The organism is Cellulophaga tyrosinoxydans (assembly GCF_900176415.1).
Lineage (GTDB): Bacteria > Bacteroidota > Bacteroidia > Flavobacteriales > Flavobacteriaceae > Cellulophaga > Cellulophaga tyrosinoxydans.
Genome location: NZ_FWXO01000001.1, coordinates 322,010 through 344,532, shown reverse-complemented (window position 1 = coordinate 344,532; position 22,523 = coordinate 322,010). Strand labels below are relative to the sequence as shown.

Genomic DNA, 22,523 nt, shown 5'->3' with positions numbered 1-22,523 from the left:
TTGGTTTAGCAATATCTTTATTTTGCGCTATCTTTGTTGTATATGAACGAGAATTTAGACCCAACTAATAGTAATTTTTCGCCAGAGGAAATTGATATTGATAAGGCATTAAGGCCCATTAGTTTCTCGGATTTTACTGGTCAAGAGCAGATATTAGAAAATTTAAAGATTTTTGTAGAGGCTGCAAATCTTCGTGGTGAAGCATTAGATCACACACTTTTTCATGGTCCTCCAGGATTGGGGAAAACCACGCTTGCGCATATTTTAGCTAATGAATTAGGAGTAGGAATTAAAATTACTTCAGGTCCAGTTCTTGATAAACCAGGGGATTTAGCTGGTTTACTTACCAATTTAGACGAGCGCGATGTGCTTTTTATTGATGAAATTCATAGGTTGAGCCCGATTGTGGAAGAATATTTATATTCGGCAATGGAGGATTATAAAATAGATATCATGATTGAAACAGGACCAAATGCACGTTCGGTTCAGATAAATCTTAATCCGTTTACCCTAATAGGAGCTACAACCAGATCTGGTTTGTTAACCTCGCCAATGCGAGCACGTTTTGGAATACAAAGTAGGCTACAGTATTATTCTACAGAATTATTATCTACTATCGTTACCAGAAGCTCCGAAATATTGAAAATGCCAATCACCAACGATGCGGCTATAGAAATTGCAGGTAGGAGTAGAGGTACACCTAGAATATGTAATGCTTTATTAAGGAGAGTTCGTGATTTTGCTCAAATAAAAGGAAATGGTAAAATCGATTTAGAAATTTCTCGTTTCGCCTTAAAAGCATTAAATGTTGATGCCCATGGCTTAGATGAAATGGATAACAAAATTTTAGTAACGCTTATCGATAAATTTAAAGGTGGACCAGTGGGTATCACAACCTTGGCAACTGCGGTATCTGAAAGTGCAGAAACTATCGAAGAGGTTTACGAGCCTTTTTTAATACAAGAAGGTTTTATTATGCGTACTCCTCGTGGTAGAGAGGTAACAGAGTTAGCCTACAAGCATTTGGGAAGAATTAAAGGAAACATTCAAGGAGGTTTGTTTTAATGCATAAAACACCAATAGTTTCGCAATTTGAGGTGCTTAGGAATAGTGCGCGTATTCTAAAAAATCCCTTGCCTTTTCATCATGAAAATTTCACTAAGCATGGCGATATTTTTAGAGTGAAAATTGGGCCTAATAAAGAGATCGCTTTTACCAGAAATGCAAGGTTAATAAAGCATTTATTACAAACTCAGCATAAAAAATATCATAAATCTACCTTACAGACCCAAGATTTGGCCAAATATATTGGTCATGGTATTTTAACATCCAATGGGGAGCATTGGCGTGTACATAGAAGAATGGTGCAACCTGCTTTTCATAAAAAAAAGTTGTCGAATTTAATGGGCACGATACTGGCTGCCGTTAAAACCGAAATAAATCATATAGAACCTAATAAGACTCTTGATGTACATTCTTTAATGAGCAACTTAGCTTTTCAAGTAGTTGCTAAATCATTATTCAGTAATGAAGACATTCAAGAGGAAATGGGTAGGCTCCAGAGTATTACGGAATCCAATCAAAGAATGTTGATTAAAGAAATGCGTCAGCCTTATTTAAAATGGTGGTTTCAGTGGAATGGAAGTTTAAAGAATCATCATCAATTAGCTGATGAAGGAAGAGACATATTACATCGGTTAATTGAAGAAAGGCGTATTTCTCCAGTAGAAAAAGACGATTTACTAGATATGCTTCTTCAGGCAAAATATGAAGATGGCACTTCCATGTCGAAAGATCAATTGATAGATGAAGTATTAATTTTATTTACAGCCGGACATGAAACAACGGCAAATGCATTAAGTTTTTTACTCTTTCTACTAGCTAAAAACCCTGAAATACAGGAAAAAGCATTTGAAGAAATTAGTGGTATTTCTTTAGATGGTGAAGACATTTTAATAAAAATAACAAGTTTAACATACATTCAGCAATGCATTGAAGAGGCTTTGAGAATGTATCCACCAGCTTATATTATAGACCGAGTTGCTATTGAGGATGATGAATTTGAAGGAATGGCCATACCTAAAGACACTACTATTCTAATGAGTATTTACGAATTGCATAGAAGTGCTGACTTTTGGATGGCACCAAACACATTTAATCCTGATAGATTTGATGCTTCTAAAAAGAAGGAATATCAAGAGTATTATTATCCTTTTGGAGCGGGGCCAAGAATGTGCGTGGGTAACAATTTTGCAATGTATGAGATGATGCTAACAGTAGCGGTAGTATTGTCTACATATAAAATTAGCACTGAAATGTTGCAGGTAACGATTAATCCTCTGATATCATTAAAACCTGCAGAAGTAAAACTGAAATTTTCACCTAGAGAATAAAAAAATGCCGCATTTTTCATGCGGCATTTTTTTATTGAAAAGAAACCATTATTTCAATATTGCATTTTCGTCTGAGAATTTTTTATAGCTAAAATATACAGCACCTATTGCAAAGGCAATAAGCGATACCAAAATTACCGCATACTGCACCATATCTATAGTGCCAGCCATTATTTCTTTAACACCTAATCCAATATTCAAAACTGGAACTAAAACAGTACTCCATGTTAATTCTATACCTGGCATTAATGCCAATACTAAAGGTATAATGATCAGCATAATAATTGGAGATGCCTTACTTTGTGCCTCTTTAAATGATGTTGCTCCAGCAACCAAAGCAATTATTAAACCTGACAAGAAAAGTGAAAACGGAATTAATAATAATAGTATTAATGTGATAGACTGAAAGCTTAACATTTCATTAATGGCCAAGTTTAACGATTCTGGAATACCTGGAATAAATTTTAAGCCAAGAATTAAACCTACTAAATTCAATAAGGCAGGAATAAAACCTAATAACGATGCAACAATTGTTTTACCTAGTAATACTTTAAATTTTGAAATAGGTAAAGAAAGTGTAGTTTCAATTGTTTTACGTTCTTTCTCTCCAGTAACTAAATCAACAGCCGCCAATAAGCAACCACCCCACATGGTTAAAATAAATAAATAGGGGATAAAACCTCCAATACGTTTTCCAAATAGTTCTTTTTGCTCCCCAACTTCAATATAATTTTCAACTATAGGGGTAAGTTTGTCAGTAGGAATTTGAAGCTTTGCAATGCGTTGTTCCTTTAACTGGGCACTGTAAATTTCGATTAAACTAGAAACACGACTATTGACATTATCTTTAGTGCCATTTCTAAAAATTTGTACTTCACTTGCAGTAAGACTATCCATCTTTGTGTTCCAGTCTTGAGGAAAAACAATTGCAGATTGTATAGTTTCGTCAGCTATTAGTGCTTTAAAATCTTCAACTTTGTTGTATGTTGTTATTTGGTTTAAAGTATCTTTAGATACCATATCTAAAAATTCTTTAGGAGCATTAACTAAGCCAATTTTAATAGTTTTTTCTTGCTGACTTTTTTGAATCATTTCCGTTACCTTAATACTACCAAAAATCAGGATAGGTACTAAAAGTGTTGGTAAAACTATAGAGTTAATAATGGTTTTCTTATCTCTTAGAAGCTCTGTTAGCTCTTTTTTTACTATGATAAATAAATCGTTCATTTTAAGCTTCTTTTACACGGTTAATAAATTCTTGAGTCAGATTTTTGGCTTTCATTTCAGCTTTAAAATTTTCGAAAGTACTATTGTAAATAATAGCACCTTTGTTAATTATTGCCAGATCATCACATAATAAATCTACTTCACTCATAATATGTGAAGAAAAAATTACTGTTTTATTATTTTCTTTAGACTCTCTAATTAAATCTATAATACTCTCCGCTGTAATAACATCTAATCCAGAGGTTGGTTCGTCAAAAATCAACACTTCAGGGTCATGAATTAAGGTACGTGCAATGGATACTTTTTGTTTCATACCAGTGCTCATTTGCCCAACTCGCTTTTTTCTGAACTCGTTTATTCCTAGTTTTTCAAACAAATATTCCTTTCTGTCATTTAGTTTTTCGGCAGGGATTTTATATAATTTTCCAAAAAACTCAATAGTTTCATCCGGGTTTAATCGCTCGTATAATCCTGTGGAGCCAGTTAAAAAGCCAATTCTCTTTTTTACTTCATCATTACCTTTAGATATGTCAATTCCGTCAACAATTGCAGTGCCCGATGTAGGGTTAATAATTCCCGCTATCATTCTAAGTGTTGTGGTTTTTCCAGCTCCGTTTGGTCCTAGTAATGAAAAAATTCTTCCAGGTTTACAATCAAAAGAAATTTCATTTACAGCATTTACCGTGATGGTTTCTTTTTTAAACCCTTTTTTGGTTGTGGATGTAAAAGATTTGGTTAGATTTTCTATATGTATCATATTAGCATTTAATTTGGCATCTACTGTTAGTAGATAAAAATACTAATTGTTACAGAATAATAGTTTTTTTTCTAATATTCTTCAATAGCTTTTCGAATAGATTAGATTATTTACAGTTTTATATCAATAAAAACAATAGTATAATTTTAAAGAGAATTATGACTTTAAAGGAGAAAAATACTTTTCTAATTAAAAATGAAGCAAAAAGACTAGGTTTTATGTCTTGTGGAATTTCTAAAGCTGATTTTTTAGAAAAGGAAGCTCCGAGATTAGAAAGATGGTTAAATAATAACATGAATGGCGAAATGCATTACATGGAAAATCATTTTGACAAAAGGCTAGATCCAAGACTTTTAGTGCCAGGCGCCAAATCGGTTATTTCCTTATTACTTAATTATTATCCCGAAGAAAAGCAAATTGATACTACATACAAGATATCTAAATACGCATACGGACAAGATTATCATCATGTGATTAAGGGAAAACTTAAAATGCTGCAAGAGTTTATTTCTCAAGAAATTGGGGAAGTAGATGGTAGAGCATTTGTAGATTCTGCTCCGGTTTTAGATAAAGCTTGGGCAGCTAAAAGTGGTTTGGGTTGGATAGGTAAGCACAGTAATTTGCTAACACAACAAGCAGGATCATTTTATTTTATAGCAGAGTTGATTGTAGATTTAGATTTGGAATACGATAATCCGGTTACTGACCATTGTGGAACATGTACGGCTTGTATAGACTCTTGCCCAACACAAGCAATAACAGAGCCTTATGTTGTGGATGGTAGTAAGTGTATCTCCTATTTTACGATTGAGTTGAAAAAAGAAATTCCGACAGAGTTTCAGGGTAAATTTGATGATTGGGCTTTTGGCTGTGATGTTTGTCAAGATGTTTGCCCATGGAATAGATTTTCAAAATCACATAATGAACCTCTTTTTAATCCACATCCGGAGTTACTTTCTATGACTAAAAAAGACTGGGAGGAAATTACAGATGAAGTATTTAAAAAAGTGTTTCAAAAGTCTGCAGTTAAACGAACAAAGTTTGAAGGATTGAAAAGAAATATTAATTTCTTAAAATAAATTATTTATCTAAAACGATTTCGTAGGTTAAAATATGTAATTCTAAAAAAGAATTTCATAAGTAATCTTTTAAAATGTTATCTTCAAAGGCTTTAATTTGCTAAATATTTATATTTCAACTACGAATAATGTGAATATCTAAAATTAAAGCAAGTTTATACTAAGCAACCAAAGAATGATGAAAATAAAAAAACCAAATTTAACTTTCTGGCAAATATTTAATATGAATGTTGGATTTTTAGGAATCCAATATAGTTTTGGTTTGCAACAAAGTGCTATAAATCCAATATTTCTTTTTTTAGGAGCATCAGAAGAAATTTTACCAATACTTAATATAGCAGGTCCAATAACCGGATTAATAGTTCAGCCAATTATCGGAGCTATATCTGATAAAACTTGGTCACCTAAATGGGGTAGACGTAAACCTTTCTTTTTAATAGGAGCAATTATAGGAAGCCTCTGTTTATTTGCTTTTCCGTTAAGTCCTACGTTATGGTTTGCAGTTGGGTTATTGTGGTTGCTTGATGTTGGTAATAATATGGCAATGGAGCCTTATCGTGCTTTCGTTGGAGATAAATTACCTGAAAAACAATTAAGTTTTGGGTATCAAATGCAGAGTCTATTTGTTGGCGGAGGAATTTTATTGGCGATGGGTTCTATTATTTTATTTCAAGATTGGTTTGGTGGTGATCCTGAAACTGCTGGGGCTATTCCTAAGTGGCTTTATTATTCATTTTTTATAGGTGCTGCACTGTCCATATTAACTATTTTGTGGTCTGTTTTAAAAACACCAGAGTTGCCTCCGTCAGAAGAAGAGTTGGTGGAAATTCAAGAACACAAAGCACTTTCGTTTGCAGAAAAGTTCAAAATGCCATTTGTTGAAATTTCAAACGCAGTAAAAGACATGCCTAAGTTTATGTGGAAACTCTCTGCTGTTTATCTTTTTCAATGGTATGCTTTATTTATTTATTGGCAATATATAACTCCAATGATTATGTCTACCATGGGTTATGATATTTCTAATGCAGCATCGCAAGCTGCAAAATTAAGTTTAACGTATAATATAGTAACCGTTGTAGTAGCCCTAGCATTAGTTCCATTAACACTCAAGTTCGGTGGCAAGAAAATTTATGCTGCGAGTTTATTGGGTACAGGAGCAGCGCTTTTAATCATACCCCATATTGCTGATCCGGTTCTAATTTTAGTTCCAATGGTATTATTTGGTATTGGATGGGCCGCCATGATGGGTATTCCTTATACCATGGTTTCTAAAATTGTACCACAAGATAGGAGAGGGGTTTATATGGGTATTTTAAATATGATGATTGTAATTCCTATGGGAATTGAAACTGTAACCTTCGGATTTATTTATAAAAATTTTCTTGGTAGTAATGCCATTAATGCCATCCTATTTGGTGGAGCGTTTTTTATTATAGCTGCTATTTTGGCAATGCGATTAAAAGTTCCTAAAACAGAAGAAGTTTAAAGAATTTAATCTGTTGATTATATAATTGAAAAATTTTAGATCAATATTTTAAGGGGATATTGAAAATTAAGCATTAATTAAAAGTTAATGCTTTTTTTATTTTAATAACCGTAAGACTTCTAAAGAATACGTGTAAATTTGTTTTTCAATATATTATTTTATGAGTAAAGAATCTAAACGTCGTGAAGCATTAGTCTATCACGCTAAACCACAACCCGGTAAAATAAAAATTGTTCCTACTAAGCCTTATTCAACACAAAGAGATTTAGCCTTAGCCTATTCTCCAGGTGTTGCAGAGCCTTGTTTAGAAATTGCAAAAGACAAAGACAATGTTTACAAATACACTTCTAAAGGAAATTTAGTAGCGGTAATTTCTAATGGTACAGCGGTTTTAGGTTTGGGAAATATTGGACCTGAAGCATCAAAACCAGTAATGGAAGGAAAAGGTTTGCTTTTCAAGATTTTTGCGGATATCGACGGAATGGATATTGAGGTAGATACCGAAGATGTTGAAAAATTTATAGAAACAGTAAAGATGATAGCTCCAACTTTTGGAGGTATAAACTTAGAGGATATAAAAGCGCCAGAGGCGTTTGAAATAGAAAGAAGATTAAAAGAAGAGCTAGATATTCCAGTAATGCATGATGATCAGCATGGAACAGCTATAATTTCTGCTGCTGCATTATTGAATGCTTTAGAAATCTCAGATAAAAAGATTGAAGACGTTCGTATTGTAATAAGCGGAGCTGGTGCTGCTGCGGTTTCCTGTACAAGATTATACAAAGCTTTTGGAGCAAAGGACGAGAATATTGTCATGCTCGATAGTAAAGGAGTAATCCGAAAAGATAGAGAAAATTTATCTGCTGAAAAATTGGAATTTGCCTCAGATCGTAAAATAGATACTTTAGATGAGGCCATGGTAGATGCCAACGTATTTGTTGGTTTATCTATTGCAGATGTGGTTACACCAGAAATGTTACTATCTATGGCAGAGAATCCTATTGTTTTTGCTATGGCAAATCCAGATCCAGAGATTGCTTATGATTTAGCGGTAAAAACAAGGAAAGATATTATAATGGCAACAGGTCGTTCGGATCATCCTAATCAGGTGAATAATGTACTTGGTTTCCCGTTTATTTTTAGAGGTGCTTTAGATGTTAGGGCTACCAAAATTAATGAAGAAATGAAAATGGCAGCGGTTAAGGCATTAGCAGATCTTGCTAAACAGCCCGTGCCAGAGCAAGTTAATATTGCTTATGGCGAAACTAGACTTGCTTTTGGAAAAGAGTACATCATTCCAAAACCTTTTGATCCTAGACTTATAGCCGAAATTCCACCAGCAGTTGCAAAGGCAGCAATGGATAGTGGTGTAGCAAAAAATCCTATTGAAGATTGGGATAAATATAAAGAAGAGTTATTGCAACGTTTGGGTAACGACAATAAATTGGTGCGTTTGCTGCATAACCGTGCAAAAATGAATGTTAAGAAAATTGTTTTTGCTGAAGCAGAACATTTAGACGTTTTAAAAGCTGCACAAATTGCCTATGAAGAAGGTATTGCCATACCAATTTTATTAGGTAATAAAGAGGTTATTTTAGAACTAAAAAAAGAACTTGATTTTGATGCTGATATTGAAATATTAGATCCAAAGGGTAAAGAGTCTTTAAGCAAAAGAGACCAGTATGCTACAAAATACTGGGAAAATAGAAGAAGAAGTGGTGTTACCTTGTATGGTGCCAAATCTAAAATGCGTGAACGTAACTATTTTGGCGCAATGATGCTTATGGAAGGCGATGCCGATGGTATGATTTCTGGGTATTCTAGAGCATATCCTACCGTAGTAAAACCTATTTTTGAAGTAGTAGGTCGTGCCGCTAATGTTAAAAAAGTAGCTACTGTAAATATTATGATTACGGATCGTGGCCCGCTTTTCTTAGCAGATACATCTATTAATATTGATCCAACTGCAGTTGAAATAGCCGAAATAGCAAAAATGACGGCCAATGTTGCAACAACATTTGGTTTTGAGCCTGTTATGGCCTTATTGTCTTATGCAAATTTTGGTTCTTCTAGTCATCCACATGCTACTAAAGTTAGAGAGGCTGCGAGAATCTTACATGAAACTAATCCAGAATTAATTGTCGATGGTGAAGTGCAAATGGATTTTGCTTTGAATAAGGATTTGCATGAATCTAAATTTCCGTTTTCAAAACTAGCCGGGAAAAAAGTAAATACGCTTATTTTCCCTAATTTAGAATCGGCAAATATTACCTATAAAATGTTGAAAGAACTAAATAAGGCAGATAGTATTGGCCCAATTATGTTAGGATTAAGAAAATCTGTTCACATTCTTCAATTAGGTGCTGGGGTAGATGAAATGGTGAATATGGTGGCTATCGCAGTGATTGATGCGCAAGAAAGAGAAAAGCGCAAAAAGGCGAAATAATAATACTAGGTGTAAAAAAATTAGTGCAAAACATAAGGTTTAAGAAAGACCAAAACGAATAACGAACAACAATAATTTATACTTATGATTCACCATTTGAAAGGGAAATTAGTCGAGAAAAATCCTACTCACGTGGTTATTGAATGCGGAGGTGTGGGGTATTTTGTAAATATATCACTTCACACCTTCTCAAAAATTACGGATGCTGAAAACATTCAGTTGTACACACATTTACAAGTAAAAGAAGATAGTCATACCTTATTCGGATTTTCAGAAAAATCTGAACGTGAAATATTCAGATTGTTGTTGTCGGTTTCCGGTATTGGATCAAGTACCGCAAGAACCATGTTGTCTTCCATGTCACCAATGCAAGTGCGCGATGCGATCGCCACAGGAAATGTTGCTGCAATACAAGCTATCAAAGGGATTGGAGCTAAAACTGCACAAAGGGTAATACTAGACTTAAAAGACAAAGTTTTAAAAATTTACGATATTGATGAAGTTTCCGCCATTTCAAACAATACAAATAAAGATGAAGCGTTATCTGCTTTAGAAGTTCTTGGCTTTGTGCGTAAGCAATCAGAAAAGATTGTGGACAAAGTTTTAAGTCAAGATGCTTCACTAAGCGTGGAAGACATTATAAAGCTTTCGCTTAAAAATTTGTAATAAGTTTGAAAAATAGGGCAAAACCAATACTTAAATCAGTAAGATTTAAGCTACTAATCGTATTTATTATTTTTTTCGGAGTATCGCATGTAACCTATGCACAAGATACTAACGAACAAGAAACAGATTCTGTAAATACAGGGTATGCTCTTGGTAATATTAGATTGAAAAGCCCAGCGAGTATAGTTTCTAAATATACTTATGATCCTAAGTTAGATCGTTATATCTACTCCGAAACGGTTGGAGAATTTGACATTAGTTACCCTATTATCCTTACTCCAGCAGAATATCAAGAATTAGTTCGTAAAGAGAATATGAAGTCTTATTTTAAAGATAAGATCGATGCGTATTCTGGTAAAAAAGAAGGAAGTGAAGAAGCCAGGAAAAATTTGTTGCCTAACTTTTATGTAAATAATAATTTTTTCGAATCGGTTTTTGGCGGGAATACAATTGAAGTAATTCCTCAAGGTTCGATTGCAATGGATTTGGGTGTTATATGGCAAAAAAACGACAATCCATCTTTATCTCCTAGAAATAGAACAAATCTGTCTTTCGATTTTGATCAGCGTATAAGTTTAAGTATGCTTGGCAAAATTGGTGAGCGTTTGCAAGTAAACGCTAACTATGATACAGAAGCTACTTTCGATTTTCAGAATATTGTAAAATTAGATTACACACCAACAGAAGATGATATTATTCAGAAGATTGAAGTTGGTAACGTAAGTATGCCTTTAAATAGCTCTTTAATTCAAGGAGCACAGAGTCTTTTTGGTGTTAAAACACAACTGCAATTTGGAAAAACTACTGTAACTGCTGTTTTTTCAGACCAGCAATCTCAAAACAATACAGTTGTAGCGCAAGGTGGAGGAACGCTTAATGATTTTTCTATCACGGCATTAGATTATGAAGAGGATAAACACTTTTTTCTTTCGCAATATTTTAGAGATACCTACGATCAGGCATTAGCAAATTATCCTTATAAAAATACTCCAGTTCAAATTACCCGTTTGGAAGTTTGGGTTACAAACAGAGGACAAATAACTACCAATGTTAGAAATGTTGTAGCAATTCAAGATTTAGGGGAGGCCGAAGTTGTAAAAACAAGAATAGGACGTTTAAATGGTAATCCTCCAGGTTTTTTTAATTCATCAAGCGCTGGATTATTGCCAAGAAACAATGCAAACGATTTTGATCCTGCATTAATTGGTAATGGAGGTGCATTAACGGATCAGATAAGAGATATTGCAACAGTGGAGGCAGGGTTTAATGTGCCTGGTTATCAAATAAATCAAGGGTTTGATTATACTATTCTTGAGAATGCTAGAAAATTAGAAGAGACTAGAGACTTTCAATTTGACCAGCAATTAGGGTATATTTCGCTAAACCAACGTTTAAGTAATGATGAAGTTTTAGCAGTTGCTTTTCAATATACCTATAAAGGACAAGTATATCAGGTTGGAGAATTTGCAAATGGTGGTATTGATGCAACAACGGTTACTACAGGTGTAAATCCTACAGTAAATAATAATACTTTGGTATTAAAGCTTTTAAAAAGTAATATTACCAGCGTAGCCGATCCTATCTGGGATTTAATGATGAAAAACATCTATGCTACAGGCGCTTTTAGATTAAGTCAAGAAGATTTTAAGCTTAATATTTTATATACAGACCCAACTCCAAGAAATTATATAACTAAAGTTAATGATAACGGCTGGCCTGCCAATTTAGAAGAGCGTATTTTACTAGATGTTTTTAATTTAGATCGATTAAATGTTTATAATGATGTGCAACCTGGTGGGGATGGATTTTTTGATTTTGTGCCGAATATAACCGTAGATACTCAAAACGGACGAATTATATTTACAAAAGTTGAGCCGTTTGGAGAGTTTTTATTTGAAACTTTAGGAGGCGGAGTTTATGACGTTGCCAACGATCAAGGTTATAACGACAACCAAAAAAAGTATGTTTTTAGAAACATGTATTCCTTGACAAAGGCTGCAGCACTTGAAGATGCAGATAAAAACAAATTCTTGCTAAAAGGGCGTTATAAATCTGAAGGTAATAACGGAATTCCTATTGGAGCATACAACGTGCCTCGTGGTTCTGTGCGTGTTACTGCAGGTGGGCGACAATTACAAGAAGGTATAGATTTTACGGTGAATTATATTGCGGGAACCGTTCAAATAATAGATCCGTCATTGCAAGCGTCTAATACGCCAATTAATATTTCTGTAGAAAATACAGCAGTATTTGGCCAACAAGCGAGAAGATTCACTGGGGTGAATGTGGAGCATCAAATTAATAAAAACTTTATTTTAGGAGGTACATTATTAAACCTTAATGAACGCCCACAAACACAAAAAGCAAATTATGGCGTAGAGCCCGTAAATAATACAATTTTTGGTCTTAATGGTAACTTTTCTACTGAGGTGCCTTTTCTAACGCGATTGGTAAATAAGCTTCCAAATATAGATACAGATGTTCCTTCTAATTTATCGGTTCGTGGGGAGGTGGCATTTCTAAAGCCAGGAACGCCTAAAAATGATGATTTTAATGGGGAAACAACCACTTATTTAGACGATTTTGAAGGAGCGCAATCGTTAATAGATATTAGATCTTCTTTGGGTTGGTCCCTTGCAAGTACGCCATTGGAATTTGTTCCTGGAGGTCAATTAGCAGGTTCTTCACCAGATGATCCATCAAATTTAGAAAATGGTTATGGCCGCGCTAAAATGGCTTGGTATTCTATAGATCCAATATTTTATACCAATCAAAGACCTTCAGATGTGAGTGATTCAGATATATCACAAAACAATACTAGAAGAATTTTTATAGATGAGGTTTTTCCTGAAGTAGATCAGGCTCAAGGGCAATCTAGAGTACAAACTACTTTAGATTTAGCATATTACCCTAATGCAAAAGGTCCTTACAATAACAACCCTAATTTTACAGGTGAGCAGCCTAATGAAAAATGGGGTGGTATTATGCGTTCACTAAGCAGTACCAATTTTGAACAATCTAACGTTGAGTTTGTTCAGTTTTGGGTGTTAGATCCCTATGTTGATGGGATTGCAACGAGCCCAGGAGAATTGGTTTTTAACTTAGGGAATATTTCTGAAGATGTTTTAAAAGATGGTCGTAAGCAATATGAAAACGGTTTGCCAGGTGTGGATAGCAATGACCTTGTGTCGACAACATCTTGGGGTGAGGTGCCAGCAACGCAGTCTTTAGTTTATGCTTTTGATGTAAGTGAGACCAATAGAGTATTGCAAGATGTAGGTTTTGATGGTTTAAATGATGCCGATGAAGCTTCCGTATTTACAAATAATCCAGGGAATGACCCGGCATTGGATAATTATCAATATTATTTAAACAGAGAAGGTAATATTCTTGAGCGTTATTTAGATTATAATAACGTACAAGGCAATTCACCAACGCAAGTAACCAATACAAACAGAGGTTCTACAACATTGCCAGATGTTGAAGATATTGATCGCGATTTAACTATGAATACCGTAAATAGTTATTACGAATATCGTATAGCAATTAAGCCAAATACAACTATTAATGATAAATATGTGACTGATATCCGTACCAATGTATTATCGGGCACTGAAATTCCTGATGGTTCTACGGTTAATAGTCGCTGGATTCAGTACAAAATTCCATTAAGTGATTTTACCAATGCTGTTGGTGGAATATCAGATTTTAGATCTATTAGTTTTATGAGAATGTACCTAACAGGGTTCTCAAGTGACGTTTCTTTACGTTTTGCTACTTTAGATTTAGTACGTGGCGATTGGCGTACGTATACAAAAACTTTGCAGCCAGGTGTAGATGATACCCCTAGTGATGACAATACACTACTAGATGTTAACACAGTAAACATTACCGAAAACGAAAATAGAACACCAATACCGTATGTGTTACCTCCTGGGGTAATTAGAGAACAATTAAATAATAACAACACGCTTATTCGTCAAAACGAGCAATCACTTTCGTTAACAGTTGAAAATTTAGAATCCGAAGATTCAAGAGGTGTATTTAAAAATATCAACATAGATATTAGACAGTATCAAAAGTTGAGAATGTTTATGCATGCTGAAGAAATATTAGATGGTGATTATTTAGATGGTGAGCAACCATTAGTTGGTTTTATAAGATTAGGAACAGATTTTTCGCAAAACTTTTACCAAATAGAAGTTCCTTTGTCATTTACGGAATACGGAGCAACTTCAGCTGAAGATATATGGCCCGAGGAAAATGAATTAACTATTGCATTAAGTGATCTAAATAAGGTTAAATCTCTAGGGATTGCAAACCAATCACTCGATGATATTAATTATTATGAAATTATTAATGGAGATGTTATTCCAGTAACCGAGTTTGCGCCAAGAACACCTGGAGTAAATCGTATTGGAATTAAAGGAAATCCTTCTTTAGGGAGTTTAAGAAGTTTAATGGTTGGGGTTAAAAACCAAGATTCGCAAGCCGCTCGAGGGGAAGTTTGGTTTAACGAACTTCGTTTAGCCGGACTAGACAATAATGGTGGTTGGGCAGCAATTGCTGCTGTAGATTTTAATCTTGCAGATTTTGCAGATGTATCCGCAACAGGAAGCAAAAGCACGTCCGGATTTGGTGCTATTGATCAAATGCCAAATGAAAGAGCTCGTGAAGATGCTATTTCGTATGATGTGGTTACCAATGTAAATATGGGCCAATTACTTCCTGAAAAGTGGGGAATTCAATTGCCATTTAATTACGGTATTTCTGAACAAGTAATTACACCAGAATTTGATCCTGTTTATGATGATTTAAAATTAGATGATCGTATTGCAGCGGAAACAACACAAGAGGGTAAAGATCAGATTTTAGAACAAGCAGAAGATTATACGAAAAGAACTAGTATAAATCTAATTGGCGTTCGTAAAAATAGAAGCGAAGAAGCCGAGGAGAATTTTTATGATATTGAGAATTTTACATTTAACTATTCTTATAACGAAACCGATCATCGCGATTTCGAAATAGCTAGTCTTAAAGAACAAAATGTTGCAACAGGGTTTGTGTATAATCATAGTTTTAAGCCTGTAACGGTGGCGCCTTTTGCTAAGAAAGATTCCTTATTTACGGGAGCTTATTGGAAATGGTTAAAAGAACTTAACTTAAGTTTATTGCCTTCAACCGTTTCTGTAAATTCTAATATTAATAGAAGTTTTAATCAACAACGATTTAGAGATGTTTTAGAGCCAGGTATCGAGGCATTAGATTTGCCATTGTTACAGCAACGTAATTATATGTTTAATTGGCAATATGCATTGAATTATACGTTAACCAAGTCGTTAAGATTAAACTTGCAAGCATCTAATAATAATATTGTTCGTAATTATTTTAATCAAGATGATAATTCCGCATCTTTAATAAATCAGGAGTTAGAACTTTGGGATGGTTTTTGGGATATTGGCGAGCCAAACAGGCATGCACAACAAATGACCTTAAATTACGAATTACCGTTTAAATTAATTCCTGCACTAGATTTCATAAATGGGCAATATACCTATACAAGTAACTTTGATTGGCAACGAGGTGGTGATGCTTTAAATGAAGTGGCTGGCGAAAATATTAATACTGTACAAAATGCCAGTACACATAACTTGTCTGCAAATATGAACATGCAAAAGTTTTATGATTTGGTAGGCTTAAAAAAGGTAACGGGTAACGCTAGATCAAAAGCGGCAAGCTCAAAATCAACAGATAAAGATGCTTCTTTAAATAAAACTAGTCCATTGTTTAACACTTTTGTAGATGTAGTTACAATGGTGAAGAGATTGAATGTTACGTATAGCCAAAATAGTGGTACGGTATTACCAGGGTACACACAATCTATAGGATTTATTGGAACAACCAGACCATCTTTGGGTTATGTTTTTGGTAGTCAGCAGTCCGATGTGCGTTTTGAAGCTGCAAAAAATGGTTGGTTAACAACGTTTTCAGACTTTAATGATCAATTTGTGCAAACCGTAAACAAACAATTAACCATAACAGCTACTGCGCAACCACTAAAAGATTTGACCATAGATTTATCTGCTGATAGGCAATATCAAAACAGATATGAGGAAAGTTTTAGGGTAGATGCTATTGGGCAGAATGATTATTTGTATGAAAATTTACTAGGAAATAATTATGGTAACTTTAGTATATCTACCGTAATGTTAGGTACAGTTTTTAGTAAAACAGATGAATTTAAATCTGAAGCATTCGAGACTTTTAAGCAAAATAGAATAACTATTGCGAATAGACTCGTATCAGATAGAGGTCAAACTCCAGGACCATTAGATGATGATGGTTTTCCAGAACAATATGGTAAAACAAGTCAAGAAGTATTATTACCTGCTTTCTTTGCAGCATATACGGGGCAAGATGTAAATAGAGTAAATCTTGATGCTTTCCGTGATATTCCTATTCCAAACTGGAATTTAAAATATACAGGTTTAATGCAGAACAAATGGTTTAAGAAAAAATTTAAGCGTTTTTCAGTGAGTCATGGGTATCGTTCCGCTTACAGTATAAATTCATTTCAGACGAATTTAGAAAAAGTACAATTAGTTAGTGAGGGCTTACCAGCGGTTAATGCCGAGAATCTAGATTTAATGCCGGATAATTTAATTAGTAATGTAGTTTTAACTGATGAATTTAATCCATTAGTAAAGGTAGATTTTGAAATGAAGAACTCCATGAGTGTTCTTGCTGAAATTAGATCAAGTAGAATACTATCCTTAAGTTTTGATAATAGTCTATTGACCGAAATTAATGGTAAGGATTATACCGTTGGTTTAGGGTATAGATTTAAAGATGTGCAAATGGTTACTAATATAGGTGGTCAGAAGACACGTTTAAAGGGCGATTTGAATATTAAGTTAGATGCTACCATGCGTGATAACATTACCTATATCAGAAATTTAGAATTAAATAATAATCAAATTACTTCTGGTCAAAATCTATTTTCTGTAAAGTTTAGTATGGACTATGCATTGAGTAAAAATTTAAACGCATTGTTTTTCTACGATCATTCATTTTCTAAGTTTGCTGTATCAACGGCATTCCCACAAACAACAATAAATTCAGGGTTTACTATCCGTTATAATTTTGGTAATTAAACCAATTTTATTTTTCTTGAATACCTAAGTTTAAAATTTTACATTTGCGTTTTAATACGAATAATCAGAAATTATGAAAATACCATCAGAATTAAAGTATACAAAAGATCACGAATGGGTTAAGATTGAAGGAGATACTGCAACCGTAGGAATTACTGATTTTGCCCAAGGCGAATTAGGAGATATTGTTTATGTTGAAGTGGAAACTTTAGATGAGTCACTTGCTAAAGATGAAGTTTTTGGCACTGTGGAAGCTGTAAAGACCGTATCTGATTTGTTTTTGCCTTTGTCCGGAGAAATTGTAGCCTTTAACGATGCTTTAGAGGATAACCCAGAAAACGTAAATTCTGATCCTTATGGTAAAGGATGGATGATTAAAATAAAATTTAGTGATTCTTCAGAAATAGATACGCTTTTAAGTGATGCCGATTATAAGGAGTTAATTGGTGCTTAAAAACTACCGATATACCATTTTATTTCTAAGCTGGCTGGTGTTCATAACATCACTCAGCTTATTTTCTATGTCTAAGTTTGGAGGAGTTTCTGGTTGGTTAAGGATACCTCATAAAGATAAAATAGTGCATTTTAGTTTTTATTTTATCTCTACAATACTAGGAAGCTTCGCATTAAGAGAGTTTTCTCAAAAAAAAATAAGCCTAAATAATGCAGCTGTAAAAATGTTTTTATTTTCCGTTGTTTATGGTATGATTATTGAGGTATTACAGTATAGTATTACGAAGGACAGGCATGGCGATTTTTACGATTTTATTGCAAATAGTATAGGCGCTTTCTGTGGATTGTTACTGGTTAAATATTTTTTTTCACAAAGAGTTTCTCAAAAATGAAAAAAATATTGTCATTTTAATAAATAAATATTTAAATTAGCTCACATTAAATTTACTCAATTATGGAATTAAAGAAGAATCCAAAGGCGGATATTGGTAGAAATAGCGGTCTTTATTTTGTAGCGGGACTTGCTGTTGTTATGTTAATAACTTGGCGAGCTTTGGAATATAAAAAATATGATGATGTAGCCAATTACGACATTTCGCAAAATGTTGATGATTTATTGGATGAAGAAGTTCCAATGACTGAACAGATTAAAACACCACCACCTCCACCGCCACCAGCTGCACCAGAAATAATTGAAGTGGTAGAGGATGAAGCTGATGTTCCAGAAACCGTAATTAAAGATACCGAAGCAAACGAAGATACTGAAGTAGCAGAAGTAGCTGAGATTGAGGTGGCTGAGGTAGAAGAAGATTTAGATATTCCTTTCTCTGTAATTGAGGATGTTCCAATCTTTCCAGGTTGTGAAAGCGAAAAAAGTAAAGGAGCAAAAGCGTTAAGAGATTGTTTCCAAGAGCAAATGTATAAGCACATTAGTAAAAACTTTAGATATCCTGAAATTTCTCAAGAAATGGGAGTTCAAGGTAAAGTAAACGTAATGTTCGTAATTCAGAAAGACGGAAGTATCGGAAGCGTAAGAATGCGTGGACCAGATAAAAACTTAGAGGCTGAGGCTGCTAGAATTATTAGTAAATTGCCTAAAATGACTCCTGGAAAACAAAGAGGTAGAGCGGTAAGAGTACCTTTCAGTATTCCAATTACATTTAAATTACAGTAAAAAATTACTTTTTATAAGTAAAAATCCAGAACCTAGGTTCTGGATTTTTTTTTGGTACGTTTCTTGTGTTTTAACAAAGTAGTAACAACATAAATATTTACTACAATGAAAAAAAGTACCACAAGTACTGCAGAGACCCACGGCAATGGGAATCACAGCGAAACGTCCAGTGTGTTAAATTCCAAAGGGACTAAACACGATGCAAATTTACGAAAAAACGGATTCATTCATTTTCAAATTGGCTTAATTGTCGCAATGCTACTCGTCTATTTTGGGTTAGAATATGCGGTAGATAAGATGACTCCGAAGGTTACGGTTCATGAACCTGATGCTACAGAGATTGTAGAATTTCATGCAGATGCTAATAATTTTAATGTCGAGAAAGACAAAGTTATTGAGCAGTCGGTAGAGAAAAAAACAAATCCTGATAAGATTAAAATTGTGCATGATGATGTAAATCTTCATCCAAAGTTGGAATTTAAATCTAGTGACGAGCCTACTAATGCTGAAATTGTCGATGTTAACAGTATTGAGGTTGCACCACCTATTGAAGAAGATATGGTTTTTCCAATAGCAGCAGTGGATGCTCCTATTTTTCCAGGATGTGAAAACGTTGAAAAATCCATGCAAAGAGCATGTTTTGAAGAAAAAATTCAAAAGCATGTAATTCGAAATTTCAGATATCCAGATACAGCAATAGAAACGCGAACTCAAGGTAAGGTTTACGTAATGTTTACTATCGGTAAAAATGGATTAATAGAAGATGTGAAATTGAAGGGGCCAGCGAAAGTGCTCGAAAATGAAGCTGGACGCATTATAGACAAATTACCACAAATGAAACCAGGTAAGCGGCTTGATAAGCCTGTCAAGGTTTCATTTAGTTTGCCTATTAATTTTCAGCTTAACTAATTTTTTCTAAAATTATTATTTAAAAGTCGGTTGTACTAACTAGTTATTACAACTGACTTTTTCTCGTTTTAAAGGGTTGATTATTAAATTATGATAAACATGTGTATTTCATTGCACAAATAGCATTCTGGCGTTATCTTTGCCAACCAATTAATTGTTAATGAAAACGGCAGTGAGTTCGGCAAATAAAAGCTCCTTGAGTTTAATTTTTGCTGATTTTAAAGAAATAACTAAAGCAAGGCTTTCTATAAGTGTTGTTTTTTCGGCAATTGCCGGTTATTTTTTGGGTGCTACAGAAATTCAATTAGTTCCTATTCTTTTATTAGCATTTGGTGGTTATTGTATGGTTGGGGCTTCTAACGCGTACAATCAGGTTATTGAAAAAGATCTTGACGCCTTAATGAATAGGACAAAAAACAGGCCAATTCCTGCAGGCAGAATGTCAGTTAAAACGGCATTACTAATAGCAGTAGTTTTAACCCTTATTGGTATTGTTTCGTTGTATGTATTAAATCCTAAAACTGCCATGTTTGGGGCAATTTCCATCTTTCTGTATACTAGTGCATACACTCCATTAAAAACTAAAACACCTTTGTCTGTTTTTGTAGGAGCAATTCCGGGAGCGATACCTTTTATGCTTGGATGGGTGGCCGCAACAAATGATTTTGGAATAGAACCTGGGACCTTGTTTATGATACAGTTTTTCTGGCAATTTCCACACTTTTGGGCACTTGGCTGGATGTTAGACGAAGATTATAAGCGCGGTGGATTTAAAATGTTGCCAACCGGCAAAAAGGATAAGAGTACCGTATTGCAAATAATAATGTATACCATTTGGATGATAGTCATCTCTGTGATTCCCGTTTTTGGTATTACTGGAGCATTAAAATTGTCAATACCAGCTGCTGTTTTAATTTTTTTAATGGGAATGGTAATGTTGATTTTTGCATTCAAACTGTATGAAAAACAAGATAATGCATCGGCAAGAAAGTTAATGCTTGCCAGTGTTAGTTATATTACTTTAATGCAAATAGTTTACGTAGTAGATAAATTTATATAAAGAATAAATGAATTTAACAGAAGGTTCAACAGAAGAAAAACAAGGTAGAGCTAAGAAGATGATGCTCTGGTTTGGAATTGCAAGTTTATTAATGACTTTTGCAGGATGGACAAGCGCTTACATAGTTAGCAGTACCCGTCAAGATTGGTTGAAAAATTTTGAATTGCCATCATCATTTTATATCAGTACAATATTGCTTATCATTAGCAGTCTTACGTATATTTTGGCTAAAAAGGCAATGAAAGAGAACAAGGTTAAACTTTGTACAAGTTTTTTAATCACAACCTTAATTTTGGGTTTTGCCTTTATATTGTTTCAGTTTCAAGGTTTTTCTCAAATTGTAGCACAAGGGTATTATTTTACTGGAGAATCTAGTTCGGTAACTACATCTTATATTTTTTTGATAGCCATGGTGCATATTTTCCATGTAATTGCAGGGATAATATCATTAATAGTGGTCTTATTTAACCAGTTTAAGGGTAAATATTCGAGTCAAAATATGCTGGGAATAGAGCTTGGAGCTACTTTTTGGCACTTTTTAGACTTACTTTGGGTGTATTTAATATTGTTTTTTTACTTCTATAAGTAAAAAAGTGGGGCCTATTAGGCTTATAATTAGTGGATTATTAGATTTCAAATAAAGAAATGAATAATTTTAAATTTTTTTAAAACCAATAATTTTGTTTGGTTAAAAAAAATGTAAATTTGTGAAAATTTTATTAACGCGATAATATATTTATGGATACTACGGTAACAACGGGTGAGGAACAAAATGTATGGGGTGGAGGTAACGAACCACTTGGAGCGAGTTATGGAAAAATGATGATGTGGTTTTTCATCGTTTCTGATGCTTTAACTTTCTCTGGCTTTCTTTGTGCATATGGTTTCTCAAGATTTAAGTTTATTGAAACATGGCCTATAGCTGATGAGGTATTTACTCACGTGCCTTTTTTTCATGGTAATTATCCAATGATTTATGTTGCGTTCATGACTTTTATATTAATTATGTCTTCTGTAACAATGGTATTAGCTGTTGATGCGGGTCATAAAATGCAAAAGAATAAAGTTATTTGGTATATGTTTCTTACCATTATTGGTGGAGCAATATTCGTAGGTTCACAGGCTTGGGAATGGAATACCTTTATAAAAGGAGACCATGGCGCACTTGAAACTAAAGGTGGTAGAATATTACAATTTGTAGATGCTAAAAGTGGAGAACATGTTGCTATTGCCGATTTTTCTAAAGTTATTGCAGGTGAACGTGAGCAGCACGAACGTAAAAATGGTATTTGGTTTATGCAGGAGGGTTCATTGCCTACGTATACCGTAAATGAAGTTGTGGAGGGTTTTAAAGCAAATCCAAACATATTAATTCGTGTAGAGAACAAAGATGAAAAAGGGCATAAAATAGTTTTGTCTAGAGAGGAGTCTTTAAAAAAGATAGCGGATGCCTCGCAAGTGGTAGAAGGAGCAAATCTTATTCATAACGAATATGGTAGCAGGCTTTTTGCAGATTTCTTCTTTTTTATTACAGGTTTTCACGGTTTCCACGTATTTTCAGGAGTTGTAATTAATATTATAATTTTCTTCAATGTTATATTAGGAACCTACGAGAAAAGACGTAGTTATGAAATGGTTGAAAAAGTTGGTTTATACTGGCACTTTGTAGATTTAGTATGGGTATTTGTTTTTACCTTCTTCTATCTAGTATAATATATT

General features: G+C 33.9%; 16 protein-coding genes. 14 read left to right on the top strand and 2 right to left on the bottom strand.

Features of this window, described 5'->3' with window-relative positions:
• Positions 1–42 precede the first annotated feature (42 nt).
• Both ruvB and B8963_RS01580 read left to right on the top strand, forming a co-directional pair.
• Positions 43–1,065 carry a Holliday junction branch migration DNA helicase RuvB gene (ruvB, locus tag B8963_RS01585; protein WP_084059623.1) on the top strand — a complete coding sequence of 341 codons (1,023 nt, stop codon included), beginning with the start codon at positions 43–45 and terminating at the stop codon, positions 1,063–1,065.
• Positions 1,065–2,393 (top strand): cytochrome P450, encoded by a 1,329-nt coding sequence (locus B8963_RS01580; protein ID WP_084059622.1) that lies wholly within the window; start codon positions 1,065–1,067, stop codon positions 2,391–2,393. The genes ruvB and B8963_RS01580 overlap by 1 nt, the downstream gene beginning before the upstream one ends.
• A 48-nt stretch (positions 2,394–2,441) precedes the next feature.
• Here B8963_RS01580 and B8963_RS01575 read toward each other — a convergent pair whose 3' ends face one another.
• On the bottom strand, positions 2,442–3,620 hold the full coding sequence (locus B8963_RS01575; RefSeq protein ID WP_084059621.1) for an ABC transporter permease: 1,179 nt from the start codon (positions 3,618–3,620) through the stop codon (positions 2,442–2,444).
• Between the two features lies 1 nt (position 3,621).
• Positions 3,622–4,377 (bottom strand): ABC transporter ATP-binding protein, encoded by a 756-nt coding sequence (locus tag B8963_RS01570; RefSeq protein ID WP_084059620.1) that lies wholly within the window; start codon positions 4,375–4,377, stop codon positions 3,622–3,624.
• A gap of 158 nt (positions 4,378–4,535) precedes the next feature.
• Between B8963_RS01570 and queG the strand changes: the two genes are divergently transcribed.
• From queG to B8963_RS01510, 12 genes are all read left to right on the top strand, one after another.
• On the top strand, positions 4,536–5,456 hold the full coding sequence (gene queG, locus B8963_RS01565) for a tRNA epoxyqueuosine(34) reductase QueG (RefSeq protein ID WP_084059619.1): 921 nt from the start codon (positions 4,536–4,538) through the stop codon (positions 5,454–5,456).
• A 178-nt stretch (positions 5,457–5,634) separates the two neighbouring features.
• The gene (locus B8963_RS01560) at positions 5,635–6,942 is read left to right on the top strand and encodes an MFS transporter (RefSeq protein ID WP_084059618.1); all 1,308 of its coding nucleotides are present in this window, start codon (positions 5,635–5,637) and stop codon (positions 6,940–6,942) included.
• A 160-nt stretch (positions 6,943–7,102) separates the two neighbouring features.
• Positions 7,103–9,388, top strand: coding sequence for an NADP-dependent malic enzyme (locus B8963_RS01555; RefSeq protein WP_084059616.1), 2,286 nt, complete (start codon positions 7,103–7,105; stop codon positions 9,386–9,388).
• Positions 9,389–9,472: 84 nt separating this feature from the next.
• A complete protein-coding gene (gene ruvA, locus B8963_RS01550; RefSeq protein WP_084059614.1) occupies positions 9,473–10,054 on the top strand; it encodes a Holliday junction branch migration protein RuvA in 582 nt (193 codons plus the stop codon).
• A 5-nt stretch (positions 10,055–10,059) separates the two neighbouring features.
• Positions 10,060–17,208, top strand: a complete 7,149-nt coding sequence (gene sov / locus B8963_RS01545; RefSeq protein ID WP_084059613.1) for a T9SS outer membrane translocon Sov/SprA — start codon at positions 10,060–10,062, stop codon at positions 17,206–17,208.
• A 73-nt stretch (positions 17,209–17,281) separates the two neighbouring features.
• Positions 17,282–17,662, top strand: coding sequence for a glycine cleavage system protein GcvH (gcvH, locus tag B8963_RS01540; RefSeq protein WP_084059612.1), 381 nt, complete (start codon positions 17,282–17,284; stop codon positions 17,660–17,662).
• 67 nt (positions 17,663–17,729) lie between these two features.
• Positions 17,730–18,053: a VanZ family protein gene (locus B8963_RS01535; RefSeq protein ID WP_084059611.1), complete on the top strand. Its 324-nt coding sequence runs from the start codon at positions 17,730–17,732 to the stop codon at positions 18,051–18,053.
• A gap of 62 nt (positions 18,054–18,115) precedes the next feature.
• Positions 18,116–18,835, top strand: coding sequence for an energy transducer TonB (locus tag B8963_RS01530; RefSeq protein WP_084059610.1), 720 nt, complete (start codon positions 18,116–18,118; stop codon positions 18,833–18,835).
• Between the two features lie 105 nt (positions 18,836–18,940).
• Positions 18,941–19,744 (top strand): energy transducer TonB, encoded by an 804-nt coding sequence (locus B8963_RS01525; protein ID WP_084059608.1) that lies wholly within the window; start codon positions 18,941–18,943, stop codon positions 19,742–19,744.
• Positions 19,745–19,904: 160 nt separating this feature from the next.
• The gene (gene cyoE, locus B8963_RS01520; protein ID WP_084059607.1) at positions 19,905–20,804 is read left to right on the top strand and encodes a heme o synthase; all 900 of its coding nucleotides are present in this window, start codon (positions 19,905–19,907) and stop codon (positions 20,802–20,804) included.
• Between the two features lie 7 nt (positions 20,805–20,811).
• A complete protein-coding gene (locus B8963_RS01515) occupies positions 20,812–21,393 on the top strand; it encodes a cytochrome c oxidase subunit 3 (protein WP_084059606.1) in 582 nt (193 codons plus the stop codon).
• Between the two features lie 149 nt (positions 21,394–21,542).
• A complete protein-coding gene (locus tag B8963_RS01510; protein WP_084059605.1) occupies positions 21,543–22,517 on the top strand; it encodes a cytochrome c oxidase subunit 3 in 975 nt (324 codons plus the stop codon).
• Positions 22,518–22,523: the final 6 nt, after the last annotated feature.

What these genes read in the sequence shown, in the direction of transcription:
- ruvB (WP_084059623.1), top strand. Translation starts at nt 43, where the DNA reads ATGAACGAGAATTTAGACCCAACTAATAGTAATTTTTCGCCAGAGGAA.
- B8963_RS01580 (WP_084059622.1), top strand. Translation starts at nt 1,065, where the DNA reads ATGCATAAAACACCAATAGTTTCGCAATTTGAGGTGCTTAGGAATAGT.
- B8963_RS01575 (WP_084059621.1), bottom strand. Translation starts at nt 3,620, where the DNA reads ATGAACGATTTATTTATCATAGTAAAAAAAGAGCTAACAGAGCTTCTA.
- B8963_RS01570 (WP_084059620.1), bottom strand. Translation starts at nt 4,377, where the DNA reads ATGATACATATAGAAAATCTAACCAAATCTTTTACATCCACAACCAAA.
- queG (WP_084059619.1), top strand. Translation starts at nt 4,536, where the DNA reads ATGACTTTAAAGGAGAAAAATACTTTTCTAATTAAAAATGAAGCAAAA.
- B8963_RS01560 (WP_084059618.1), top strand. Translation starts at nt 5,635, where the DNA reads ATGAAAATAAAAAAACCAAATTTAACTTTCTGGCAAATATTTAATATG.
- B8963_RS01555 (WP_084059616.1), top strand. Translation starts at nt 7,103, where the DNA reads ATGAGTAAAGAATCTAAACGTCGTGAAGCATTAGTCTATCACGCTAAA.
- ruvA (WP_084059614.1), top strand. Translation starts at nt 9,473, where the DNA reads ATGATTCACCATTTGAAAGGGAAATTAGTCGAGAAAAATCCTACTCAC.
- gcvH (WP_084059612.1), top strand. Translation starts at nt 17,282, where the DNA reads ATGAAAATACCATCAGAATTAAAGTATACAAAAGATCACGAATGGGTT.
- B8963_RS01535 (WP_084059611.1), top strand. Translation starts at nt 17,730, where the DNA reads ATGTCTAAGTTTGGAGGAGTTTCTGGTTGGTTAAGGATACCTCATAAA.
- B8963_RS01530 (WP_084059610.1), top strand. Translation starts at nt 18,116, where the DNA reads ATGGAATTAAAGAAGAATCCAAAGGCGGATATTGGTAGAAATAGCGGT.
- B8963_RS01525 (WP_084059608.1), top strand. Translation starts at nt 18,941, where the DNA reads ATGAAAAAAAGTACCACAAGTACTGCAGAGACCCACGGCAATGGGAAT.
- cyoE (WP_084059607.1), top strand. Translation starts at nt 19,905, where the DNA reads ATGAAAACGGCAGTGAGTTCGGCAAATAAAAGCTCCTTGAGTTTAATT.
- B8963_RS01515 (WP_084059606.1), top strand. Translation starts at nt 20,812, where the DNA reads ATGAATTTAACAGAAGGTTCAACAGAAGAAAAACAAGGTAGAGCTAAG.
- B8963_RS01510 (WP_084059605.1), top strand. Translation starts at nt 21,543, where the DNA reads ATGGATACTACGGTAACAACGGGTGAGGAACAAAATGTATGGGGTGGA.